A 20,089-nucleotide genomic window follows, 5' to 3' on the forward strand; every position below is an offset into this window, starting at 1 on the left:
TCAAACAATCCACCAACACACTATCGAGTTCTCAAAGAACACACACCCACCAACACCACCCCACACAAGGGGCGAACTCCAGTGAGCTGTACTCGCCTTTTTGGATTCGCTACCCGATCCCGGGCAACTTCTCCAGCGTACTAGACCCACTCGGCGGTGTCAACCCGAAGGTTATCGACCGGCCGGACCAGATCCAGCACACCCCAGCAGCGTTCCCCCGCACCGAGATGCGGACCAACAATCTTCCCGGGGTGGCCAGCCGCTACTCGGTTTCCCTTCCCCCACAACCTCTTTCAAGGCCATCCGGGGCGGCGCCGTGGCGCGCTGACTTCGAATAAGTTACGCACGAGTGACGCAAGAATCAAATCGGCTGGTCAGCGGCCTGCAACGGTGCACAACTCGACGAATTGCTGCCGTCCCCACCGATCCCCTTGCACTGGGACAACGCCTCGTCGCCGTTCTCGAGGGTGGACATCGCACCGATACCTACGAGCACGCCGTGATGGAGCGCCACTCGACCTCGCCGTCGAGTCGGTGCCGGCCGACCCGGCCGCTGTCGTCTCGATCGATCTCGACGACCTCACCGGTCGGGTGATGGAGCTCTACTGGCGACAGAGGCGTCCCCTCGACCAGAGCCACGTCCTACGCCAGTCGACGGACGGACGTGGCGTCGTCCTCGCTCACGATGAGTGCACTCCGGGCGGCCGTTGCAGCGGCGACCTCTCGAGAGGTACCGATCGGTGCCGCGGCCCGGTGGCGCCGGACACCTGTGCCGCGGCATACCGCCTGATCAAGAAGATCCTGGTGCGCTACCCCCTGCACCGGTTGCAACGCGGCGGTCCGGAGACCACGAGAGTTTTCTACGACGACTCGTGGCCAGGAACCGACTCCCCGCGGGTGATGGCAGCTCACGGCAACCGGATCGAGCTGTGCTCCGGCGCCTGCCACTCGCTCGCCCGGCTCGCCCCGCTGGTCACACCCGCCCTCCGGTTGGCGTGGCTGGATGATGTGCGGCGGATGAACCGGGGGCTGCTCGACGAGGGGCCCGACCTCGCCCGGCATCTGTTCGGCACCGACGGATCTCGCTACAGCGACCGGCCGGTGTCCTCGCCGAGCAGTTCGGCCCACATGCGTCTATTGCGACCACGGTCTGCGTGGCGGTCGCCACGTCGACCATGTCCTGCCCTGCTCACGGTCCTGCCCTGCTCACGGTCCTGCCCTGGTCACGGGTGGGGGTCGATGGGTTGAGCAACCTCGTCCTGTCGTGTGCGACGTGCAACGGGGCGAAGTCGGATCACCTGCCCGCGCCCGACCACGTGATGCCGGCCCTCGATCGTGGTCGCGATCTGCTCGACCCGCCGGCCCCAACGACTGGGCCTGTCGGTACGAGCAGGTGTTCTCGATCGCCCACGGACTGTATGCCACCCAGCCACCGTCGACCCCGGTCTGGCGGCAGCGCAACGTGATTCACACCCAGCGCGATGTCGACATCAGTTGTCTACCACTCGCGTAGGCGGCCGTCGACATAGCGGAAGCCGGCGTCGGCGTCGATGCACTCGATCCCGCCGACCAGGGAGGTACACGAGATCCCGCTGACGGTGATCCGCTCACCGGGTTGCAGTCGCTGCGCAGGCGTGGGCAGTTCCTCACCGATCGAGCGCACCACCTGCCCGACGCTGATCAGGATCTCGTTGGGTGACCCGTGGAACGGTCCGTTGCGCACGTCCGGCGCACCGGTCGGGAACGTGACGAAGCACTGGGCGGCCATGTCCCCGCCGGCCGGATAGAAGCCGCAGGTCCGCGGCGGTGAGCCGGGATAGGTCCAGCGGTAGTACCCGGCCGACTCGGGCAACGCGAAGCGACGCGGATCGACGTCGACGATCTGCTGTGTCGACGAGGGCGAACCGTTGGACGAGGCCGGCATCGAGACCGGCGCGGTGGATGTCACCATCGTCCGCGCGACCGGCGGATCATCGTCATCGTCGTCGATGACACCGCACCCGGCGACACCTGCGGTCAACGTGAGGACACCGACCACGATCCCGCGGCGGCGGGCGCGGGACATGGGCACGATGCGCTCCGTCCGGTCGGGATCTCGACGAAAGCGTAGTTTGCGCCCGCACCCGGCGGAGCCACTCGCATCCGGGTTCATCTGCCCGGACTAATACACGTGCGAACGCCCGAGTACAGCCCGTGACCGGTTGTCCACAACTCCGGCTCGGTCCACATCGACCCCTCTGACCTGCAGGATGACGGCGGTCTCCCCACCTACGCTTCGGGGGCATCGGGATGTGCACCACCGACGATGTGACGCATGACGGCAGGGGGAGGCCATGAGCGACAACCACTTCGACAGCACTGACTTGGACGAGACGGGCGAGGAGGCGTGGCGGCGGTACCGCATCGGGTTGCTGCGGCGGATCGCCGGCCTCGACGCCGGGACGGCGTTGGTCATCGCCACCGAGCCGCAGCGCCACGGGCCCCGGGCGCGGATCATCGTCGTATCGACGCCCGCACGGATCCGGATGCGCATCCACCCGGCGGAGCTCTACGTCGATCCCGGCCGGTTCCTCCGGCAGATCGACACCCTCACCGCCCTCGGGTGGAGCGACGGCACGGGTGGTGAGGTGATCGCCGACGCAGATCGGCGACGCCTCGGAGACCTCACCGACCTGGCAGTGCTCACCCTGCGCGAGGTGTGCGACATCGTGTTCCCGACACATCTGCAGACCCTGCCCGGCGACCCGCGGTCGGCGACGATCCGCGCCGACCGGGCCGCGTGAACTCCGATGGCCGAATCGTTCGATGACCTGGTGGATGTTGCGTGGCACGCCTTTGCCGCCGAACTCACCTCCCGGCTGGGCATCCTCCGACGGGCCCACGTCCTCGGGCTGACCCCCGAGGACCGGCCGAACCGCAGGCTGATGGTGTTCACGGTGATGGGGTCGGGCAAGGTGCGCGCAACCCTGGGCCAGAACCTGCCCTCGGCGACGGGCGCCGTCGACGACCAGATGAGAGAGCTGTCGGCGTGCTGGGACGATCTCGGCGAAGGCTGGCGGAAGGTCCGGCGACGGTGGGTCACCGAATCCGGGCGCCGTGATCTCACGCTGCTGGTGGCCCGGGTGGTCCGGGTGCTCCGGGACATCCTCGACGTCCCGCATCCGTCGTTCATCGCCGTCACCGACTCGGCCGCACCACCACTGCCACCCGAACCGGACTCGCCACCGACCCCTTCGCTCACCGACAGCGACGAAACCTGCTCGACGACACCGGCGATCGTGATCACCGACAACGGGTGCCTGCTCGGGTGGGCGCAGCAGGTGCTGTCGATGGAGCTGGGTCAGCAGTTGGCGATCGGTGGGCGCGGCATGATCGCGCTGCCGGCCACCGACGCGCTCCCCTCGCGGGCCTACGTCCCCGACGCCGGGCACCGGGTGGTGTTCGTCGCGACGCTGACCCACCGGCTGACCGATACGACGCTGCTCGCCACCCTGCTCACCCGGTACTCGGAACGATTCCAGGGCGTCTCGTTCTGCCACAGCAACGGTCACGTCTATGCGATGCGGGCGGTGGAGTGCACCGTCTTCCACCCGAACAACCTCGTCACGGTGCTCGCCGAGTGGCGCACCTTTGTCGCAGAGGTGGGCGACGAGCTGTTCACCCTCATGAATCCCGGCGGGCCCGGCGCGCACGACTGCCCGGACAGTGACATCCCGATCGGCTTGCAGACCCTCATCGACCTGTTTCACGACGGGGATCTCACGGCGCATCGCATCGTGCACCTGACCAACGGCAAGGTGGACAAGCTCAGGCACTACCGCGCCGTGTGCGGCGAGCTGATCGAGGGCTGTCAGCACGGCGGCGAGGACGCCCGCGAACGGAACGCACCCTTCGACGAGATCGCGATGTACCGGCGGATGGCCGCCGACCTGCGGACACTGTCGAGCATGCTCGACCATGCGATCGTGCTGGTGCAACGCTCGGCAGGATGACCGGCCGCACGTGGGTCGGGCGGGCCCGGAGGATCACCGGAGGTGATCGACCTCGTTGACCGACAGGATCTCGCGGTGGTCACCGGGCCGGGCCAGCACTCGGGTCACCGATGTGTAGAAGGGGTCGGTGAAGAACGCCTGCGGCAGGCCGAGGATGTGCGTGAGGTAGGCGTTGATCACGCCACCGTGACAGATGATCGCGACGGTGGCCTCGTCGTGCCCGACCCCCTCGTCACGTCGCGCACTGATCACCTCCTCGACACCGGCCACCACCCGCCGGCGGAAGGCATCCGGGTCAAAGCTGTTGTTGCGCAACCGTCCTGCGTTGAGATCAGCCCAGATCTCGCGACGATCGGCATACGAGGCGAGATCGGTGCCATAGGACGTCCACCCCAGGTCGAACTCGGCCAGCCGCGGGTCGAGATCCAGGTCGAGACCCAGGGCGTCGGCGCCGGCCTGTGCGGTCTGCTGCGCACGCCGCATGGTGCTGCTGACCACCCGCTCGACCCGGCCGTGCCTGCCGGCGGCGAGGGCCTGCGCGAGGCGGGCCGCCTGGTCCTCACCCTCCGGGGTGAGCTGCGGGTCGGCGCCGGCCGGGTCGTCGACGTGAAACGGTCGGCCGTGGCGGATCAGCAGCAATTCCATCGGTCCAGTGTGCCCTAGCGTCTTGCCGAGGGGCCCGTAGGTCACCGCCAAGGGCAGTGCTCCGGTTTAACCCGCGCTGCGCTCATGGGTTCCCCACCTCGACCCCCGCTCGTAGGTTTCCCCGCAGTTCCATGCACCAGCTCTCGTCGCCCGTCGGGCCCACCGATCCGCCCAGGAGAACCCATGACCTCACTGTCCGCCGTACCCACCCGTGAACGTTTCGCCGATGTCCTCGCCCAGATCGCCGACGGTGCGGTCGACCGCGAACTCGGTAACATCAATCCTTTCGACCAGGTACGGCTGGCCGCGCAGGCCGGGTACGGCAAGCTGCGCCTGCCCGCCGAACTCGGCGGCGCGGATCTGACCCTGCGCGAGTTGTTCTCGGCGGTCATCGATCTCGCCGAGGCCGACCCGACCGTGGCACACATCTACCGCACCCACTTCTGGCTGACCGAGGAGTTCCGCACCCTCGGCACCCCGAATGCGCAGCGATTCCTCCAGCTGATCGCCGACGGCAAGGTCTTCGGCAACGCCACCAGCGAACGTGGCCCCAAGCCCGCAGGCGACTTCGAGTTCACCACCACCCTGACACCCGACGGTGACCACTACCGGCTCAACGGTGAGAAGTTCTACACCACCGGCACCCTGTTCTCCGACCACGTCAGCGTGTGGACCGCAAAGGGCACCACCCTGACCTCCATCGTCATCCCCACCGACCGGCCCGGAGTGGACATCCTCGACGACTGGGATGGCTTCGGTCAGCGTCGAACAGGCTCGGGCACAACTCGATTCACCGACGTCGTGGTCACCGACGACGACATCCTGCGGGTGTTGCCGCTCGACGAGACGCCCCCGCAGTCCACCCAGGGATCGTTCGTGCAGCTGTACCTGCATGCGATCATCGCGGGCATCCTGCGGTCGGTGGTCACCGATGCCACCGCCCTGGTCGAAGGACGTGCGCGGAACTTCTCGCACGCCACCGCTCCCCGCCCGGTCGACGATCCGTCGTTGCAGCAGGTGGTCGGCGAGCTCGCATCGCTGGCCTACGTGACCGAGGCCGCCGTCCTCTACGCGGCGGAAACCCTCGACGCCGCAACCGAATCGGCGGTCGATGGAATCCAGGATCCGGCGCTGGCCCAGGCCGCGGCGTTGGCCACGTCGAAGGTCAAGGTGGTGGTCGACGAGATCGGTACCCGTGCGGCAACCCTGCTGTTCGAGGCGGGCGGGGCGTCGGCGTCGAGCCGCGACAAGGACCTCGACCGGCACTGGCGCAACATCCGCACCATCACCCTGCACAATCCCGCTCGCCTCAAGGCACAGGCGATCGGCGCGAATGTGCTCGCCGGTCAGCCGCTTCCGGCCAACGGCTACTTCTGATCGGTCACATCCGGTCGATCATCGTCACCAACCTTCTCGAGGAGCCATGTCCACCACCCCACCTCCCCTTCGGTTCTCCGCGTTCGTGATGAACACGTCGTCGCACATCCTGCAAGGTCTGTGGCGCACCGACGGCGCCGACAACATCAACTTCAACTCGCTCGAGCACTGGGTGAACCTCGCGAAGGTGCTCGAACGCGGCAGGTTCGACTTCATCTTCTTCGCCGATGTCGTGGGGCTCTACGGCGACTACGACGGCGGCTACGAGAAGTACGTGAAGGCGGGACTGCAGATCCCATCGAATGATCCGTCGGTGATCGCCTCCGCGATCGCCTACAACACCACCGACCTCGGCATCGCGATCACCAGTTCGGTGCTACAGGAACATCCGTTCAACTTCGCACGTCGGATCTCCACCCTCGACCACGCCTCCAACGGGCGGATCGCCTGGAACATCGTCACCAACGGTCTGTCGAACGCGTCCCGGAACTTCGGCTTCGACGAGCTCGAGGAACACGACGAACGCTACGTCTGGGCCAACGAGTACGCCGACGTGGTCTACAAACTGTGGGAGGGTTCGTGGGACGACGGCGCCCTGCTCCAGGACAAGGAACGCGGTATCCACGCCGATCCGGCCAAGGTGCACAAGATCTTCCACGAGGGCAAGCGGTACCGCGTCGAGGGCCCGCATCTCGTCGCACCGTCGCCGCAACGCACGCCGGTGCTGTTCCAGGCCGGATCGTCGCCGGCCGGCCGGGAGTTCGCGGCCCGCAATGCCGAGGCGCAGTTCATCATCACGCCCGGTCCCGAGCAGGCGAGGGTGCTGGTCGACGACACCCGCGCCCGCCTTCCGCAGTACGGCCGGGACCCGCACGATCTGCGGTTCTTCCAGGGACTGAACTTCGTCATCGGCAGCACCGAGGAGGAGGCGCGGCGCAAGGAGCGTGAGCTCGAGGAGAACATCGACCTCGACGCGATGATCGCGCACCTGTCCGGGGCGATCGGCATCGACTTCGGCAGCCATCCGCTCGACACCCCGCTCGGCGCGATCGAGACCGAGGGCATCCGCAGCGTGATCGACTGGGTGCGGGAGTCCGTCGACGGCCGGGAGGCCACCATCGAAGACCTCGGCCGCCTGCAGGGACGCAACTCCCGGGTCGTCGGGACCCCCGACCAGATCGCCGACCAGCTCGAGCTGTGGCGCGATGCCGGCGTCGACGGGATCAACGTCGTCAACGCGTCCATCCCGGGCAGCTACGTCGAATTCGTCGACCACGTCATCCCGGTGCTCCAGCAACGAGGTCTGGCACAGACCGAGTACGCCCCGGGAACGGTGCGACGCAAGGTGTTCGGTGACGACCATCTCGACGAGCGCCATCCCGCAGCGCGCTACCGCGGCGCGTTCACCCCGGTCGGGGTGTGACAGCAGGCCATCACACGCGACAAACCCTCCACACCTACGCGGAAACCCCGACTTTCGGTCGGGGTTTCTGCGTAGGTGTGGAGGGTCTGCGGATCACTCTGTCAGACGTCGATCCTCGGGACGGCGGCGAGGAGCTCGCGGGTGTACTCGTGCTGCGGACGTTCGAAGACGTCGTCGGCCTCGCCGTATTCCACCACCTCACCGCCGCGCATCACCAGGATCTCGTCGCTGATGTGATGGATGACGCCGAGATCATGCGAGATGAACAACAGTGCCACACCGGTTTCGGCCTGCAGGGTGGCGAGCAGGTCGAGGATGCGGGCCTGGATGGACACGTCGAGCGCCGAGACCGGCTCGTCGCAGACGATCACCGACGGCTCGGGCGCGAGGGCGCGGGCGATGGCCACACGCTGCCGTTGACCGCCCGACAGCTTGAGCGGATGCCGGGTGCGGAACCCGTCGGAGAGACCGACGTGGTCGAGCAGCTCCGACACCCGGGCATCGGCCGCGGCACCCCGCAGACCGGCACCCCGCAGACCGGTGGCCCGCAGCGCGTCGGTCAGGACATGCTCGACGGTCCAGCGCGGATCGAACGAACTGAGCGGATCCTGGTAGATCACCGAGATCTGATTCCGCCGATCCCGACGCTGCTTGTCGGTCAGCCCACTCCAGGGCTGCCCGTTCAGTTCGACGCTTCCGGAATCGGGGACGGTGAGGCCCAGCACCATGCGGGCGGTGGTGGTCTTGCCGGAACCGGACTCGCCGACGATCCCGAGGGTGCGACCGGGTGCGAGGTCGAAGCTCACCCCGGCGACCGCGGCACGCTCGGTGGCGTTCTTGCCGCTGAACGTCTTGCGCAGGTCCCGGACCCGTACTGCGGGGGGTTGCGCGTCGTCGACGGGAGCGGGGTCGGGCAGCGTGGCACCACTGGTGAGCAGCGTTCCCTTCGATGCCCGCGACGGCACCGACGCGAGCAGTCCCTGGGTGTATTCGTGCTGCGGATCCCCGAGCACCTCGGCCACGGTGCCGTCCTCGACGATCTCACCGTCGCGCATCACCGCGACGCGGTCGGCGAGCCGACCGACCACGGCGAGGTCGTGCGAGATCAGGATGATGCCGTTGCCCCGTTCCTTGGCCTCGGCGAGCACGTCGAGGATCTGCGCCTGCACGGTGGCGTCGAGGGCGGTGGTCGGCTCGTCGGCGATCACCAGCGTCGGGTCGTTGGCCAGCGCCGAGGCGATCAGCGCCCGCTGCCGTTGACCGCCGGACAGCTCGTAGGGCCGTTGCCTGGCGCGGACGCGGGGTTCGGGCACGCCGACCAGCTCGAGCAGTTCGACGACCCGTTCGTGCCGCTCGGCCCGGCCGGGTCGACCGCCATCCCGGCGCGGATGTGCGGAGAGGGCCTCCCCGATCTCGGCGCCGACGGTGCGCAGCTGATCCAGGGACACGAGCGCATCCTGCAGGACGAAGCCGATCTCGTTGCCGCGGATCGACCGCCACTGCCGATCCGACAGGCCGAGCAGGGACCGGCCGCCGAACTCGACTGCGGCGGCATCGATCCGGGCACCTTCGCCGGTGAGCCCGATCAGCGTGCGGGCGGTCACCGACTTGCCGGAACCGGACTCGCCGACGATGGCCAGGCACTCCCCCGGCTCGACGGTGAACGACACCCCCTTGACGATCTCGCGCCCACCGAAGGCGATGTGCAGGTCCCGGACCTCGACGAGATGGGTGGCCTCGGCGAGGCCGGTACCTCCGCGGGGGAGGTCGGTGGTGGATTCTTCGAGCTCGATACTCATCGTCGGGTTCCTTCCAGACGTGCGCCGAGGTGGCGGCCGAGAGTGGTGAATGCCAGTGCCACGACGACGATGACGAGGCCCGGGAAGATCTCCAGCCACCACGCGACGGTGATGTAGGAGCGGCCGGAGTCGAGCAGTGCACCCCATTCCGGCGCGGGCGGGGCCACGCCGAGACCGAGGTAGGCCAGGCCCGACGCCCAGATGATCGCCTGACCGACACCCAGGGTGACGGTGACGATCATCGGGCGCAGCGAGTTGGGGGCGATGTGCTGCAGCAGGATTCGACCCCGGGAGTGTCCGAGCGCGGTGGCGGCCTCGATGTACGGGGCGTTGCGGACGGCGAGGACCTGACCACGAACGATGCGCGCATAGCCGGGGGCGATGCCGATCCCGATGGCGAAGATCAGTGTGGCCGAACCCGGACCGAACACCGAGGTCAGCAGCAGACCGAGGAGCACGGTGGGGAAGGCGAACATGATCTCGATCCACCGGTTCGAGAGAGCGCCGGCGATCTTTCCGGACAGACCTGCGGCCAGACCGAACACGATGGCCAGAACCGTCGCCACCGCCACCGCACCGAGTCCGATGCCGAGGGACTCACGGGTGCCGTAGATGATGCGGCTCAACAGATCCCGACCGGAGAGATCGGTGCCGAACCAGTGCGCCCAGCTCGGTGGTTGCAGGGTGGCGTCGAGGTCGATCGCAAACGGATCATAGGGGGCGAGCAGGCCGGGCACGACGAGCGCGATCACCAGCAGGGCGATGACGACCAGCGAGGCGATCACCCCTGCGGGCAATGACAGTCGCCGCTTCTCTTCGGCGGGAAGCGGATTGCGGGTCTTGAGCCCGGCGAGGAGGGCGGACGGATCCGGCTCGGCGGACCCCTTCGAGACGGGATTCGACGGTGTCGATCCGGACGGTGTGTTGGTGGTGGTCACGGGACCTCGATCCGGGGGTCGATCTTGGTGTACAGGGCATCCACCAGCAGATTGGCGATGGTGTAGATGAAGGCGACGAAGATGACGATGCCGCTGACCAGGGGAACGTCACGAGACGACGCGGCGGTCACCAAGGTCTGGCCGATACCGGCCCGCGCGAAGACGGTCTCGGCGATGACCGCACCCGACAGCAGTGCGCCCATTGCCCAGCCGGAGACGGTGACGGCGGGGATCACCGAGTGCCGCAGCACATGTCGAGCCCGCACCGACAGGTCGTCGAGGCCACGGCTGCGGGCGGTCAGGACGAACGGCTGCTCGAGGGCGCGGGCGAACTCGTCGCGGGCGATCTGACCGAGGAACCCGGCGAGCGGGATCGCCAGGGTCAGCACCGGGAGCACCAGGCCCCAGGCGCCGGTGCCGCTCTCGACCGGGAACCAGCCGAGATTGATCGCGAACACGACGAGCAGGATCGAGCCGATCCAGTACTGCGGAAGCCCGGCGCTGACCGTCTCGACGACCGAGCCGATCGCACCCCACGGCCCACGGCGTCCGGCGGTGAGCGTGGTGAGGAACAGCACCAGCAACCAGGCGACGACGAGCGCGCTGACGGTGAGGATCAGGGTGGGACCGATCTGGTCGGCGATCACCTGGCTCACCGGTTGCTGGAGCTGATACGAGACCCCGAGATCGCCGTGCAGCAGTCCGCCGAGATAGTCGAGGTACTGCCGCCACACCGTCTTGTCGAAGCCGTACTGGGCGTTGACCGGGGCCAACTCCTCCGGTGTGCGTTCGCGGCTCTGCCCGCTGGAGAGATTGAGTAGCAGGGTGGCACGGTCGCCGGGGGCGTAGACCTGCAACAGGAAGGTGATGGTGGCCGCCGCCCACAGGACGAACACGGCCGAGCCGATCTTCCCCGCCCACCGCACCGCCGTGCGCGAGGGCCGTAGGCCGGTCCGCCCCGGCCGTGCGGGTTCGGCCGGTGTCGTGCCGCCGATCTTCTCGTCGGTGATGGTCACTTCACAAACCTCGCATCCGCGAACACCGGTTCGCCCTGGGACTTCTCGATCCACACGTCGTGCAGCTCGGGTGACGAGGCGATCGAGGTGGTCTGGGTGTAGAGACCGATCGCGAGTGCGTCGTCGGCGATCAGCTGCTGTGCGTCGGAGTACAGCCGGGTGCGCTGCGCCGGATCCGATGACGCATTGGCCTGCTCGATCAGCCCTTGCAGGTGCGGATCGTTGTAGAAGGCGTTGTTGAACGGATTCGGGTTGTCCTCGAGCCGCTGGCGCCAATTGATCAGCAGCAGACCGGGAGTGGGGCTGGTCCAGTAGCCGACGACGGCATCGTAGGTGTCGGGCTTGGCGTATTGCCCGCCGAAGTAGGCGCTCTGGGTGGCCGGATGGAGTTGAAGGTCGAAGCCGACCTCGCGGGCCTGCGCGGCCACGTCCTGCAGGATCACCGCACCCTCGGCGCCGACGATCGAATCCGCCGGGTAGACCACGCGGGCGGTCAGGCGTTGTCCGTTACGGGTGCGGACACCATCGGCATCCCGTCCGGTCCACCCCGCCTGGTCGAGCAACTGGTTCGCCTTGGCCGGGTCGTACGGGAAGTCGCCGGCGTTCGGGTCGTAGTCCGGGGTGCTCTGGCTCAGCGCACCGTTGGCGTTGTAGGGCACCACCCCGAGATAGGCGGTCTCCACGGCCTTCTTGCGGTCAGCGGAGTACGCCAGCGCCTGACGCACCAGCGGATCGTCGAACGGGGCGTGGGAGGCGTTGAGCGTGATCGCATTCGGGCGACCGGGGGTGATGTACTGCTGGGTCTGGAACCGTTGCGTGGCATCCGCCCAGTTGATCGCGGGCACGTTGTAGATCACGTCCGACGATCCGCTGGTCAGAGATCCGTAGCGCAGCACCGGGTCCTTGAGGAACTTCCAGATGACCTTGTCGACATAGGCCGGACCCTGGTGGCGGGCATTCGCCGGGGCGGAGTTGTAGTTGTCGTTGCGTTCGAAGGTGATGGAGCGGTTGCGATCCCAACGGACGATCTTGAACGGTCCGGAGCCGATCGGCTGTTCGCAGTTGGCCTTCGCCCCGCGGGCCAGGGCGGTCGGCGACTGGATCCCGAAGTAGCCCTGGGTGAGCACCGTCAGCAGCGGATCGTACGGCGACGTCAGGTGGATTCGGTAGGTCAGCGGGTCGACGGCCTCGTCGGAGGCGAAGTACGGGCCGATGTAGGCGGCGACGGTGCCGTTGGGCGCCTCGGGATTCAGGTAGCTCGCGAAGGTCGTCTTGACCGCCGCAGCGTCGAGATCGGTTCCGTCGGTGAACTTCACACCGGGCTTGAGGTGGAAGGTGTAGGTACGCCGATCCGGCGAGATGTCCCACGATGTGGCCAGCCACGGGACCACCTTGCCCGAGTCGTCCAGGGACACGAGATTGTCGAGGTACTGGCGCGCCAGGTACGCGTTCTGCACCCAGCCGCCGTGGATGCACGGTGGTTCCTGCTCGTGCCCGTACTCGATGACTCCGCCGGAGAGGTACTCCCCCTCGGCGGGTGGGACGCCGCTGGACCGGCCGTCGCCGGTCTGCGGGCCGCTGCACGCGGCGAGGACAACACACGCCGCCAGACCCAGGGCCGGCAGCAGGCGCGTCCGCAGGATGCGGACATGACGGATCACGAGAACTCCTTGCTCGGTGGACCGGCCAAAGCTAGAGGCAAACGACCTCCGGGCACATCGCTTGTCGTCAGCCTGATTCCAAGTGGGCGTCGGTGACGGGCGCCGTCGTAGCGTCGAGCGCATGCCCGCGCCCTTGAGATTCTCTGCCTTCGTGATGAACACGACCTCGCACATCCTGCATGGTGCGTGGCGTGCACCGGAGGCCCGTCAAACCGACTTCAATTCGCTGGACCACTGGATCGATCTCGCAAAGACATTGGAAGAAGCGAAGTTCGACTTCATCTTCTTCGCCGACGTGGTGGGACTCTACGACGACTACCAGGGTGACTGGAAGAAGTTCGTCGACTCCGGCCTGCAGATCCCGTCCAATGATCCGCTCGTGCTGGCCTCGGCGCTCGCCTCGCACACCGAGAACCTCGGCATCGCCATCACCAGCTCCATCCTGCAGGAGCATCCGTTCGACTTCGCCCGCAAGATCTCCACCCTCGACCATGCGTCCAAGGGCCGGGTGGCGTGGAACATCGTCACCAGCCTGTCCGACAATGCCTGGCGCAACTTCGGATACGAGGGCATCACCGGACACGACGACCGCTACGCCTGGGCCGACGAGTACGTCGACGTGGTCTACAAGCTGTGGGAGGGATCCTGGGACGAGGGAGCCCTGCTGCAGGACAAGGAATCCGGGCTGCACGCCGACTTCGACAAGGTGCACAAGATCAACCACGTCGGGCCCCGCTACTCGGTGGAAGGCCCCCATCTCGTGTCGCCGTCGCCGCAGCGTACCCCGGTGCTGTTCCAGGCCGGATCGTCGCAGACAGGCCGACGGTTCGCCGCCCGTAACGCCGAGGCCCAGTTCATCGTGTCACCGTCACCGGACGCCGCCCGCGGGCTGATCGACGACACCCGCAGGCTGGCCACCGAGGCGGGCCGCGACCCACAGGACATCCAGTTCTATCAAGGGCTTTCGTTCGTCGTCGGCAGCACCGAGGAGGAGGCGCAGCGCAAGGCACGCGAGCTCGACGAGCTGATCGATCCGTCGACGATCATCGCGCACTCGGCCGGCGGCATCGGCGTCGACCTCGGGTTCTACGATCTGGACACCCCGATCGGCAAGATCGAGACCCAGGGCAGCCAGAGCCTGGGGATCTGGCTGCGGGAGGCGATCCCGGACCGCGAGCCCACCGTGCGTGATCTCGCCCAGTTGCGCAGCCGCAGTGGACGTGTCGTGGGTACCCCGGAGCAGATCGCCGACGCGCTGTCGGGGTGGCGCGACGCCGGTGTCGGGGGAATCAACGTAATCAACGCGACCATCCCCGGCAGCTACATCGAGTTCGCCGAGCATGTGCTGCCGGTGCTGCGGGAACGTGGTCTGGCACAGCAGGATTACGCCGAAGGCACCGCACGGAGGAAGTTGAGCGGCCGGGATCGGCTCCCGGAGAGTCATCCGGCGGCCCGGTACCGTGGCGCATTCGCGGAGGTGCCGGCATGACCGTCGCCACCCGGATCGTCGGCGACCGCACCGCCGTCCTCGCCGAGATCGCAGCCGAGTCGGCCGCCCGTGAACGCGCCGCACAGGACCCCGCCGAACAGGTGGAACTGTTGCGGTCGGCCGGGCTCACCGCACTGACCCTCGACACCGAACACGGTGGTGGCGGTGCAGATCCGGTGGAACTGCTGGACTTCGTGATCGATCTGGCCCGCGCCGATCCGATCACCGCCCATATCCTGCGCGCCCACTTCTGGTTCGTCGAGCAGATCCGACGGCTCCCCGACGGCCCGGTGCGCGATCGCTGGAGCGCAGAGATCGCCGCCGGCAGGATCTTCGGCAATGCGAGCAGCGAACGTACCGGCACCGCAGGAAGTTTCGAACTGAGCACGCGGTTGACACCCATCGGCTCCGGCTGGGTGCTGACCGGGGAGAAGTTCTACTCCACCGGCACCTCGTTCTCCGACTACGTTGCCGCACAGGCGATTATCGATGACGGCAGCAACCGGATCGCCCGGGTGATCGTTCCCGTCGACCGGCCGGGCGTCACGGTGATCGACGACTGGGACGGGATCGGTCAGCACCGGACCGGGACCGGGTCGACCACCTTCACCGACGTCGCGGTGTCCGACGACGAGATCCTCGCGATCCTCGATCCGGCGTCGGAGCTCCCGATCGCCAACGATGCCCCGCTGCTGCAGCTGTTCCTGCAGGCGCTGATCACCGGCATCCTGTTCTCGGTGGCCGACGACGCGGCCGGTCTGCTGCGCTCGCGGACGCGGAGTTTTGCGCATGCCCCGGACCCCTCACCACGGCACGACCCGATCCTGCTGGCCACCGTGGGCGAGATCGATGCGGCGGCGCATGTGGCCCGGGCGGCCGTCCTCGCCGCCGGTGCCGACATCGAGGCCGCGACCGTCGCCGCCCGGCGTGGCGAGATCGATCCCGGCCTGTTCGACCGGGCCGCTCTCGCGGCGGCACGGGTCAAGGTGCACGTCGACCGGGTGGCGCTGCCCGCGGCGTCGTCGTTGTTCGAGGCAGGCGGTGCGTCGTCGGCGAGTCGGGCCCGCAATCTGGACCGGCACTGGCGCAACATCCGGACGATCACCTTGCACAACCCGACGTCGTACAAGGCGGTGGCGGTCGGTGACCTGCTGGTCAACGGGAACCCGCTACCACGTAACGGCTACTTCTGAGCGCTGTTCCCGCCAGGTGTCCGTGCTCGACGGACCTGGGCGCGGCGGACCCGGATCCGGGCGGTGGTGCACCATCACCGCCCGGACGCCGGTGGCGGGGTCTAGCGTGTACCCGTGACGTCAGCTCCACCACGTCTGCGGCTCGGTCAGATCATCACCGGTGACACCGGCCACCGCTATCGCATCGACCAACGCCTCGGTTCCGGCGGGTACGGCGCCCTCTATCGTGCGTCGCGGCTGGCACATGCGAGCGATCGGTCACTGCGCACTGTCTGCGTCAAGGTCTGCGCCAGCGCCGCCGACTGGCACGGCGAGGCACATATGGGCAATCTCCTGGCCGATCAGCCCGAGGTGGTGAGGATGCTCGACGCCTTCGCCTTCGCCACCGGTTCCCGTGGCCCCACCCGCTATGCGGTCGTCACCGAGTACCTGCGGGAGGGCACCGTCGCCGACCGGATCGCCGACGACGTCTGGCGTGGGTGGTCGGCGACGACGGTGCGCCGTGAGATCCAGCGCCTGCTCGGTGTGCTGCGGCTGATGCACGCGGCCGGGGTCACCCATCGGGACATCAAGCCCGACAATGTGTTCCTGCGCGACGGGAACCTGGTGCTCGGTGACTTCGGGATCGCCAAGCACTCCCTGAGCCCCAAGAACTCCCCCGTCGACGCCTACACCCCCGCCTACACCCCCACCGACATGGAGCACCGCAGGCACTGGGCCACGTGGATCGACATCTACCAGGTGGGATTGCTCGCCTGCACTCTCCTGACCGGCCAGGACTGGACCAACGACGACGTCTCCCGCATCCGGTCCCTACCCGCTCCGGAGGATCTGCGGTGCTGGATCTGGCATGCCACCGCGGGCAAGGGACTGCGCTACGTCGACGGCACCCAGGCCCTGACCGCGCTCGTCGATCTGCGGTCGGTGGACATGGGGCCCAAACGGGGGCCGGTCGCGTTGACCGGCCATCACGTGGTGGTGACCGGCCGCTTCGACACCGGCACCCAACGCGAACTGCACCACCTCATCGAGGGGGCCGGCGGGACGATGGGCTCCACCGTCACCGACGAGACCACCGTGCTGGTGCGGGGCGCGGCCCCCGACGGCGCCACGGGTGGCGTCGGCGAGGGCCGCATCCTGTTCGCCGTACACGAGCGTAAACGCCGTGGCCAGCAGATCCATGTGATCGACGAGACGCGTCTGTGCAAGCTGGTGGGTCTGGTGTCGGTGTCCCGGTGAGACACCGACACCGCACGCTCAGTTGACCCAGCACTCCCCTCTGCCGCTGTAGCGGTCGACGGCGGTGTCGCGCGCCATGGTGGTGGCGTACTGCCGCTCGAAGGCCGGCAGCAGCGCGCGGTTGCGGGTTTCGAGCTCGTCCTGCCAGGCGCGGATCTGCGGACCCCGCTCCTGCAGCTCGGCGAGCACGGCCTGCTCGTCGACAGTGGTGATCACCCCGTCGTCCAGGACGATCCGGCCGTCGACGACGACGGTCCGGATCGACGATCCGTTCTCGGAGTACACGAGGTGGTATTCGGGACGGTTGCGCGGGGTGAACGAGAGGGTGGTCATGTCGTAGAACACCAGATCGGCACGCTTGCCGACCTCGATGCTGCCGACCGTGTCACCCAGACGCGCCGAGCGGGCCCCGCCGAGGGTGCCCGCGGTGAGCACCTCCTGCGCGGTGGGCCAGCGGCGGTGGTCGGGACCGGTCACCTTGTGCAGCAGGGCGGCGGTCTTGACCACCTCGGACATCCGTGCGGTGTCCGAACTCGACATACCGTCGGTGCCGAGCCCGACAGTGATCCCCTTGTCCATGTACTTGCGCCACGGCGCGATCCCCGAGCCGAGTTTGAGATTGGAGATCGGGTTGTGCGAGACCGACGCCCCGGCGCCGGCGATCACGTCGAGATCGTCGTCGGTGAGCCAGATCCCGTGGGCCATGGTGACATGCTCGTCGAGTACGCCGAGGGACTGCAGGTGCCCGACCATCGTCTTGCCGAACCTCTCCTCGGCGGTGACCGCCTGGGTTCGGGTCTCGAGCACGTGGATATGGAATTCGAGGTCGAACTCGCGAGCGAGTTCGCTTGTGCCGACCAGCATCTCGGGGGTACATCGTTGCGGCGCCGAGGGGCCCACCATGAAGCGCAGCCGCCCGTCCCCGAAGTCGGCGTAGCGGGTGGCTGCTGCACGGGCGAACGCCAGGTAGTCGTCGGTGCCGGTGACGGCGAGCGCGTCGAGCTCGCGACGCAGCTCCGGCTCGAGCGTGTCCCGCAGGAACGGGAAGTGATCGATGAACGGGACATCCATCACGTGCCCGGAGATGTTGGCGCGGATGCCGATCTCGTCATAGGCATCGAACACCGCGGCGAGCTGACCCTCCGACTGCCCGGGGATCTCCAGGACGTCGTCTACCAGGGTGGTGACACCGTTGCGCAGCGACTCGAGTGCCACCAGCTGGGAACGCAACCGGATGAGATCGGGGGAGATCGGCTCCAGGCCGAGCACCGGATAGGACAGCAGCATCCAGTGTTCGAGCGGGAGGTTGTCGAGCCGCGCCCGGTACAGCGCCTCCCAGGAATGCGTGTGCGCGTTGACATATCCGGGTGTCACCAGCCGATCCCGACCCTCGATGAGGGTCTCGTCCGGACCGATGACGAGGTCGGTGCCGATCTCGGTGATCTGGCCACCACGGACCCGGATCGACCGGGTGATCGGGGTGGCCCCGTGGACGTCGTCCATGGTGAGCACGGTGGCGTTGCGGATGAACAGATTTCGGCCGTCGGGGTTGAGGGCAGAGGGTTTCTGGGTGGTGGATGCGTGGGTCATCGTCGTCGTCCCTTCGGAGGCTCGGAAAGGTGGTCAGCGGGCCGCGAGCCGGGTGCGGCCGAATTCCAGTGCGGCATAGGCGAATGCGGCGGTCATTCCGCCGGCCAGCCAGGACAGGTCCAGCCCGCCGAGGGCCTTCGCTCCGGGGCCCTGCAGGATCGACAGCGTGCCGTACATGAAGATCCAGGTGCTCAGGACGCCGATCGCGAGGGCGATCAGAGCGGTCGGCCGGACCATCGGGATACGACGTTCCGCCGGTGCCGCGAACAGGTCTGCGGCGTTCACGGATTGACGTGCCACGTAGAACCAGTGCACGAGAACCACCGCGGCCCAAGGGGTCACCCAGCCGACGATGGCGACCAGCCAGGTGTCGATGATGGTTGCGAAATCGCTGTTGAGGACGAAGAACACCACCACGGCCATGGCCACGACGCCGATCAGGACGTTGAGGATGCGACGGTCTTTCCGGATGTCGAGGGCCTGGGTGGACACGGTGCAGGTGTAGATGTTGAGGATGTTGGTGGCCAGCGGACCGTGCACGACCAACAGCAGAACCGGGATGGCAAGGGCGCCATAGGCGTCGACGATGATCTGACCCGGGTCCCCAGAGGTGCTCAGCGTGGCCAGGGTGGCGCCGAGGGCACCGAGCCAGATGACCGGGATGAACTGACCGAGCGCGCTGGCCAGGAACAACTTCCGGGACGGGACATCACGCGAGACGAATCGGGAGTAGTCACCCGCGTAGCCGAGCCAGGTCAGTCCCCACCCGATTCCGATCGCCGTCATCACGGTGGTGATCGCACCCCAGTGCGCGGAGGTACCCAGCGACGGGTCGGTGGCGTGGCCCCAGTCGACGTCGAGTCCGATCCAGGCGACACCGGTCATCACCATGAGGATCGCAACGGTGGGTGGGACGGTCCAGCGTTCGAAGGTGGAGATGACGCGGTAGCCGAACCACGCGATGGTGACCTGAGTGATCATGATCACCGCGGCGACCAGGATGCGGGCGCCGTTGTTGGTGCCGCCCGCGTCGATGATGCCGATGCGGCCGAGCAGGGCCATCACCAGGTCGAGCACGATCCACGTGTTCACCGCACACCAGCCCATGCACACCACGGCCTGGACGGCGGCCGGCAGGTAGGCACCGCGACGGCCGAACACGGCGCGTGACAACACCATTCCGGTGACCCCGGTGCGCTGCCCGATGACCACGAACAGGCCGAACAGCGCCATGCCGATGGCGTTGCCCGCCACGAGCACGGCGATGGTCTCCCAGAGGCCGAGCCCCATGCCCACGCCGAGCGCACCCAGAACCCAGTTGATCGGTGCGATGTTGGCGCCCGCCCAGATCCAGAACTGTCCACGCAGGTCATGGGTCTTGGCCGACTCGGGGATGAGTTCGAGCTCGGCCTCGTGGTCGCCGTGGTCGGGGCCGGCGGTCTGATCCGGTCGGGGTCGGGTGTCGGATTCGCCACCGGCACGGGTGACGGTGTCGAGATCAGTGGTGTCGCCGGTGACCACTGCAGAGCGCTTCACCACCGATCGGAGTGCGGCAAGTGAGGTCATGATGGGGGTTCCTGTCGGGAAGGGAGGTCCAGTGGGATCGGCGCGCCTTTGCGCTCCCATCAATCATCACGGCGCGAACTCCCGGGGACTATGTACATAATGTCTGTGACTGATCGATGAGTGTCGACGATGTGCTCATCACGTCCGACCGTGCTCAACCC

General features: G+C 67.6%; 17 protein-coding genes. 9 read left to right on the forward strand and 8 right to left on the reverse strand.

The window, feature by feature from the left end:
* Positions 1 to 753 precede the first annotated feature (753 nt).
* Together ACWDUA_RS21335 and ACWDUA_RS21340 are read left to right on the forward strand one after the other, a co-directional pair.
* Positions 754 to 1,248 (forward strand): hypothetical protein, encoded by a 495-nt coding sequence (locus ACWDUA_RS21335; protein WP_449753065.1) that lies wholly within the window; start codon positions 754 to 756, stop codon positions 1,246 to 1,248.
* Positions 1,176 to 1,466: an HNH endonuclease domain-containing protein gene (locus ACWDUA_RS21340; protein ID WP_449753011.1), complete on the forward strand. Its 291-nt coding sequence runs from the start codon at positions 1,176 to 1,178 to the stop codon at positions 1,464 to 1,466. Before ACWDUA_RS21335 ends, ACWDUA_RS21340 begins: the two co-directional genes overlap by 73 nt.
* Positions 1,467 to 1,498: 32 nt before the next feature.
* Here ACWDUA_RS21340 and ACWDUA_RS21345 read toward each other — a convergent pair whose 3' ends face one another.
* Positions 1,499 to 2,071, reverse strand: coding sequence for a hypothetical protein (locus tag ACWDUA_RS21345; protein ID WP_449753012.1), 573 nt, complete (start codon positions 2,069 to 2,071; stop codon positions 1,499 to 1,501).
* A gap of 262 nt (positions 2,072 to 2,333) precedes the next feature.
* Here ACWDUA_RS21345 and ACWDUA_RS21350 point away from each other — a divergent pair, with 262 nt between their 5' ends.
* Positions 2,334 to 2,783 (forward strand): TY-Chap domain-containing protein, encoded by a 450-nt coding sequence (locus ACWDUA_RS21350; protein WP_449753013.1) that lies wholly within the window; start codon positions 2,334 to 2,336, stop codon positions 2,781 to 2,783.
* Between the two features lie 6 nt (positions 2,784 to 2,789).
* Positions 2,790 to 3,992, forward strand: a complete 1,203-nt coding sequence (locus ACWDUA_RS21355; RefSeq protein WP_449753014.1) for a TY-Chap domain-containing protein — start codon at positions 2,790 to 2,792, stop codon at positions 3,990 to 3,992.
* A gap of 33 nt (positions 3,993 to 4,025) precedes the next feature.
* Here the strand turns inward: ACWDUA_RS21355 and ACWDUA_RS21360 are convergent, their stop codons facing one another.
* Complete coding sequence (locus ACWDUA_RS21360; RefSeq protein WP_449753015.1) at positions 4,026 to 4,637, reverse strand: histidine phosphatase family protein; 612 nt, start codon at positions 4,635 to 4,637, stop codon at positions 4,026 to 4,028.
* Between the two features lie 183 nt (positions 4,638 to 4,820).
* Here ACWDUA_RS21360 and ACWDUA_RS21365 point away from each other — a divergent pair, with 183 nt between their 5' ends.
* Together ACWDUA_RS21365 and ACWDUA_RS21370 are read left to right on the forward strand one after the other, a co-directional pair.
* Positions 4,821 to 6,014, forward strand: coding sequence for an acyl-CoA dehydrogenase family protein (locus ACWDUA_RS21365; RefSeq protein ID WP_449753016.1), 1,194 nt, complete (start codon positions 4,821 to 4,823; stop codon positions 6,012 to 6,014).
* A 46-nt stretch (positions 6,015 to 6,060) separates the two neighbouring features.
* Positions 6,061 to 7,437 (forward strand): LLM class flavin-dependent oxidoreductase, encoded by a 1,377-nt coding sequence (locus tag ACWDUA_RS21370; RefSeq protein ID WP_449753017.1) that lies wholly within the window; start codon positions 6,061 to 6,063, stop codon positions 7,435 to 7,437.
* 101 nt (positions 7,438 to 7,538) lie between these two features.
* Here ACWDUA_RS21370 and ACWDUA_RS21375 read toward each other — a convergent pair whose 3' ends face one another.
* The 4 genes from ACWDUA_RS21375 to ACWDUA_RS21390 all read right to left on the reverse strand — a co-directional run bounded on the left by ACWDUA_RS21375 (position 7,539) and on the right by ACWDUA_RS21390 (position 12,851).
* Complete coding sequence (locus ACWDUA_RS21375; protein WP_449753018.1) at positions 7,539 to 9,236, reverse strand: dipeptide ABC transporter ATP-binding protein; 1,698 nt, start codon at positions 9,234 to 9,236, stop codon at positions 7,539 to 7,541.
* On the reverse strand, positions 9,233 to 10,039 hold the full coding sequence (locus ACWDUA_RS21380) for an ABC transporter permease (RefSeq protein ID WP_449753061.1): 807 nt from the start codon (positions 10,037 to 10,039) through the stop codon (positions 9,233 to 9,235). Before ACWDUA_RS21380 ends, ACWDUA_RS21375 begins: the two co-directional genes overlap by 4 nt.
* Positions 10,040 to 10,170: 131 nt before the next feature.
* A complete protein-coding gene (locus tag ACWDUA_RS21385; protein ID WP_449753062.1) occupies positions 10,171 to 11,169 on the reverse strand; it encodes an ABC transporter permease in 999 nt (332 codons plus the stop codon).
* A gap of 17 nt (positions 11,170 to 11,186) precedes the next feature.
* Complete coding sequence (locus ACWDUA_RS21390) at positions 11,187 to 12,851, reverse strand: ABC transporter substrate-binding protein (protein ID WP_449753019.1); 1,665 nt, start codon at positions 12,849 to 12,851, stop codon at positions 11,187 to 11,189.
* 121 nt (positions 12,852 to 12,972) lie between these two features.
* Between ACWDUA_RS21390 and ACWDUA_RS21395 the strand changes: the two genes are divergently transcribed.
* From ACWDUA_RS21395 to ACWDUA_RS21405, 3 genes are all read left to right on the forward strand, one after another.
* Positions 12,973 to 14,340 (forward strand): LLM class flavin-dependent oxidoreductase, encoded by a 1,368-nt coding sequence (locus ACWDUA_RS21395; protein ID WP_449753020.1) that lies wholly within the window; start codon positions 12,973 to 12,975, stop codon positions 14,338 to 14,340.
* A complete protein-coding gene (locus tag ACWDUA_RS21400; RefSeq protein ID WP_449753021.1) occupies positions 14,337 to 15,533 on the forward strand; it encodes an acyl-CoA dehydrogenase family protein in 1,197 nt (398 codons plus the stop codon). The genes ACWDUA_RS21395 and ACWDUA_RS21400 overlap by 4 nt, the downstream gene beginning before the upstream one ends.
* Before the next feature lie 114 nt (positions 15,534 to 15,647).
* Complete coding sequence (locus tag ACWDUA_RS21405) at positions 15,648 to 16,772, forward strand: protein kinase domain-containing protein (RefSeq protein WP_449753022.1); 1,125 nt, start codon at positions 15,648 to 15,650, stop codon at positions 16,770 to 16,772.
* Between the two features lie 18 nt (positions 16,773 to 16,790).
* On the opposite strand, the gene ACWDUA_RS21410 is transcribed toward ACWDUA_RS21405, so the two are convergent.
* Positions 16,791 to 18,362 carry an amidohydrolase family protein gene (locus ACWDUA_RS21410; protein ID WP_020792597.1) on the reverse strand — a complete coding sequence of 524 codons (1,572 nt, stop codon included), beginning with the start codon at positions 18,360 to 18,362 and terminating at the stop codon, positions 16,791 to 16,793.
* Positions 18,363 to 18,395: 33 nt separating this feature from the next.
* Positions 18,396 to 19,928: a cytosine permease gene (locus tag ACWDUA_RS21415; protein WP_449753023.1), complete on the reverse strand. Its 1,533-nt coding sequence runs from the start codon at positions 19,926 to 19,928 to the stop codon at positions 18,396 to 18,398.
* Between the last annotated feature and the right edge of the window lie 161 nt (positions 19,929 to 20,089).

This window comes from Gordonia sp. NPDC003376, from assembly GCF_053589235.1.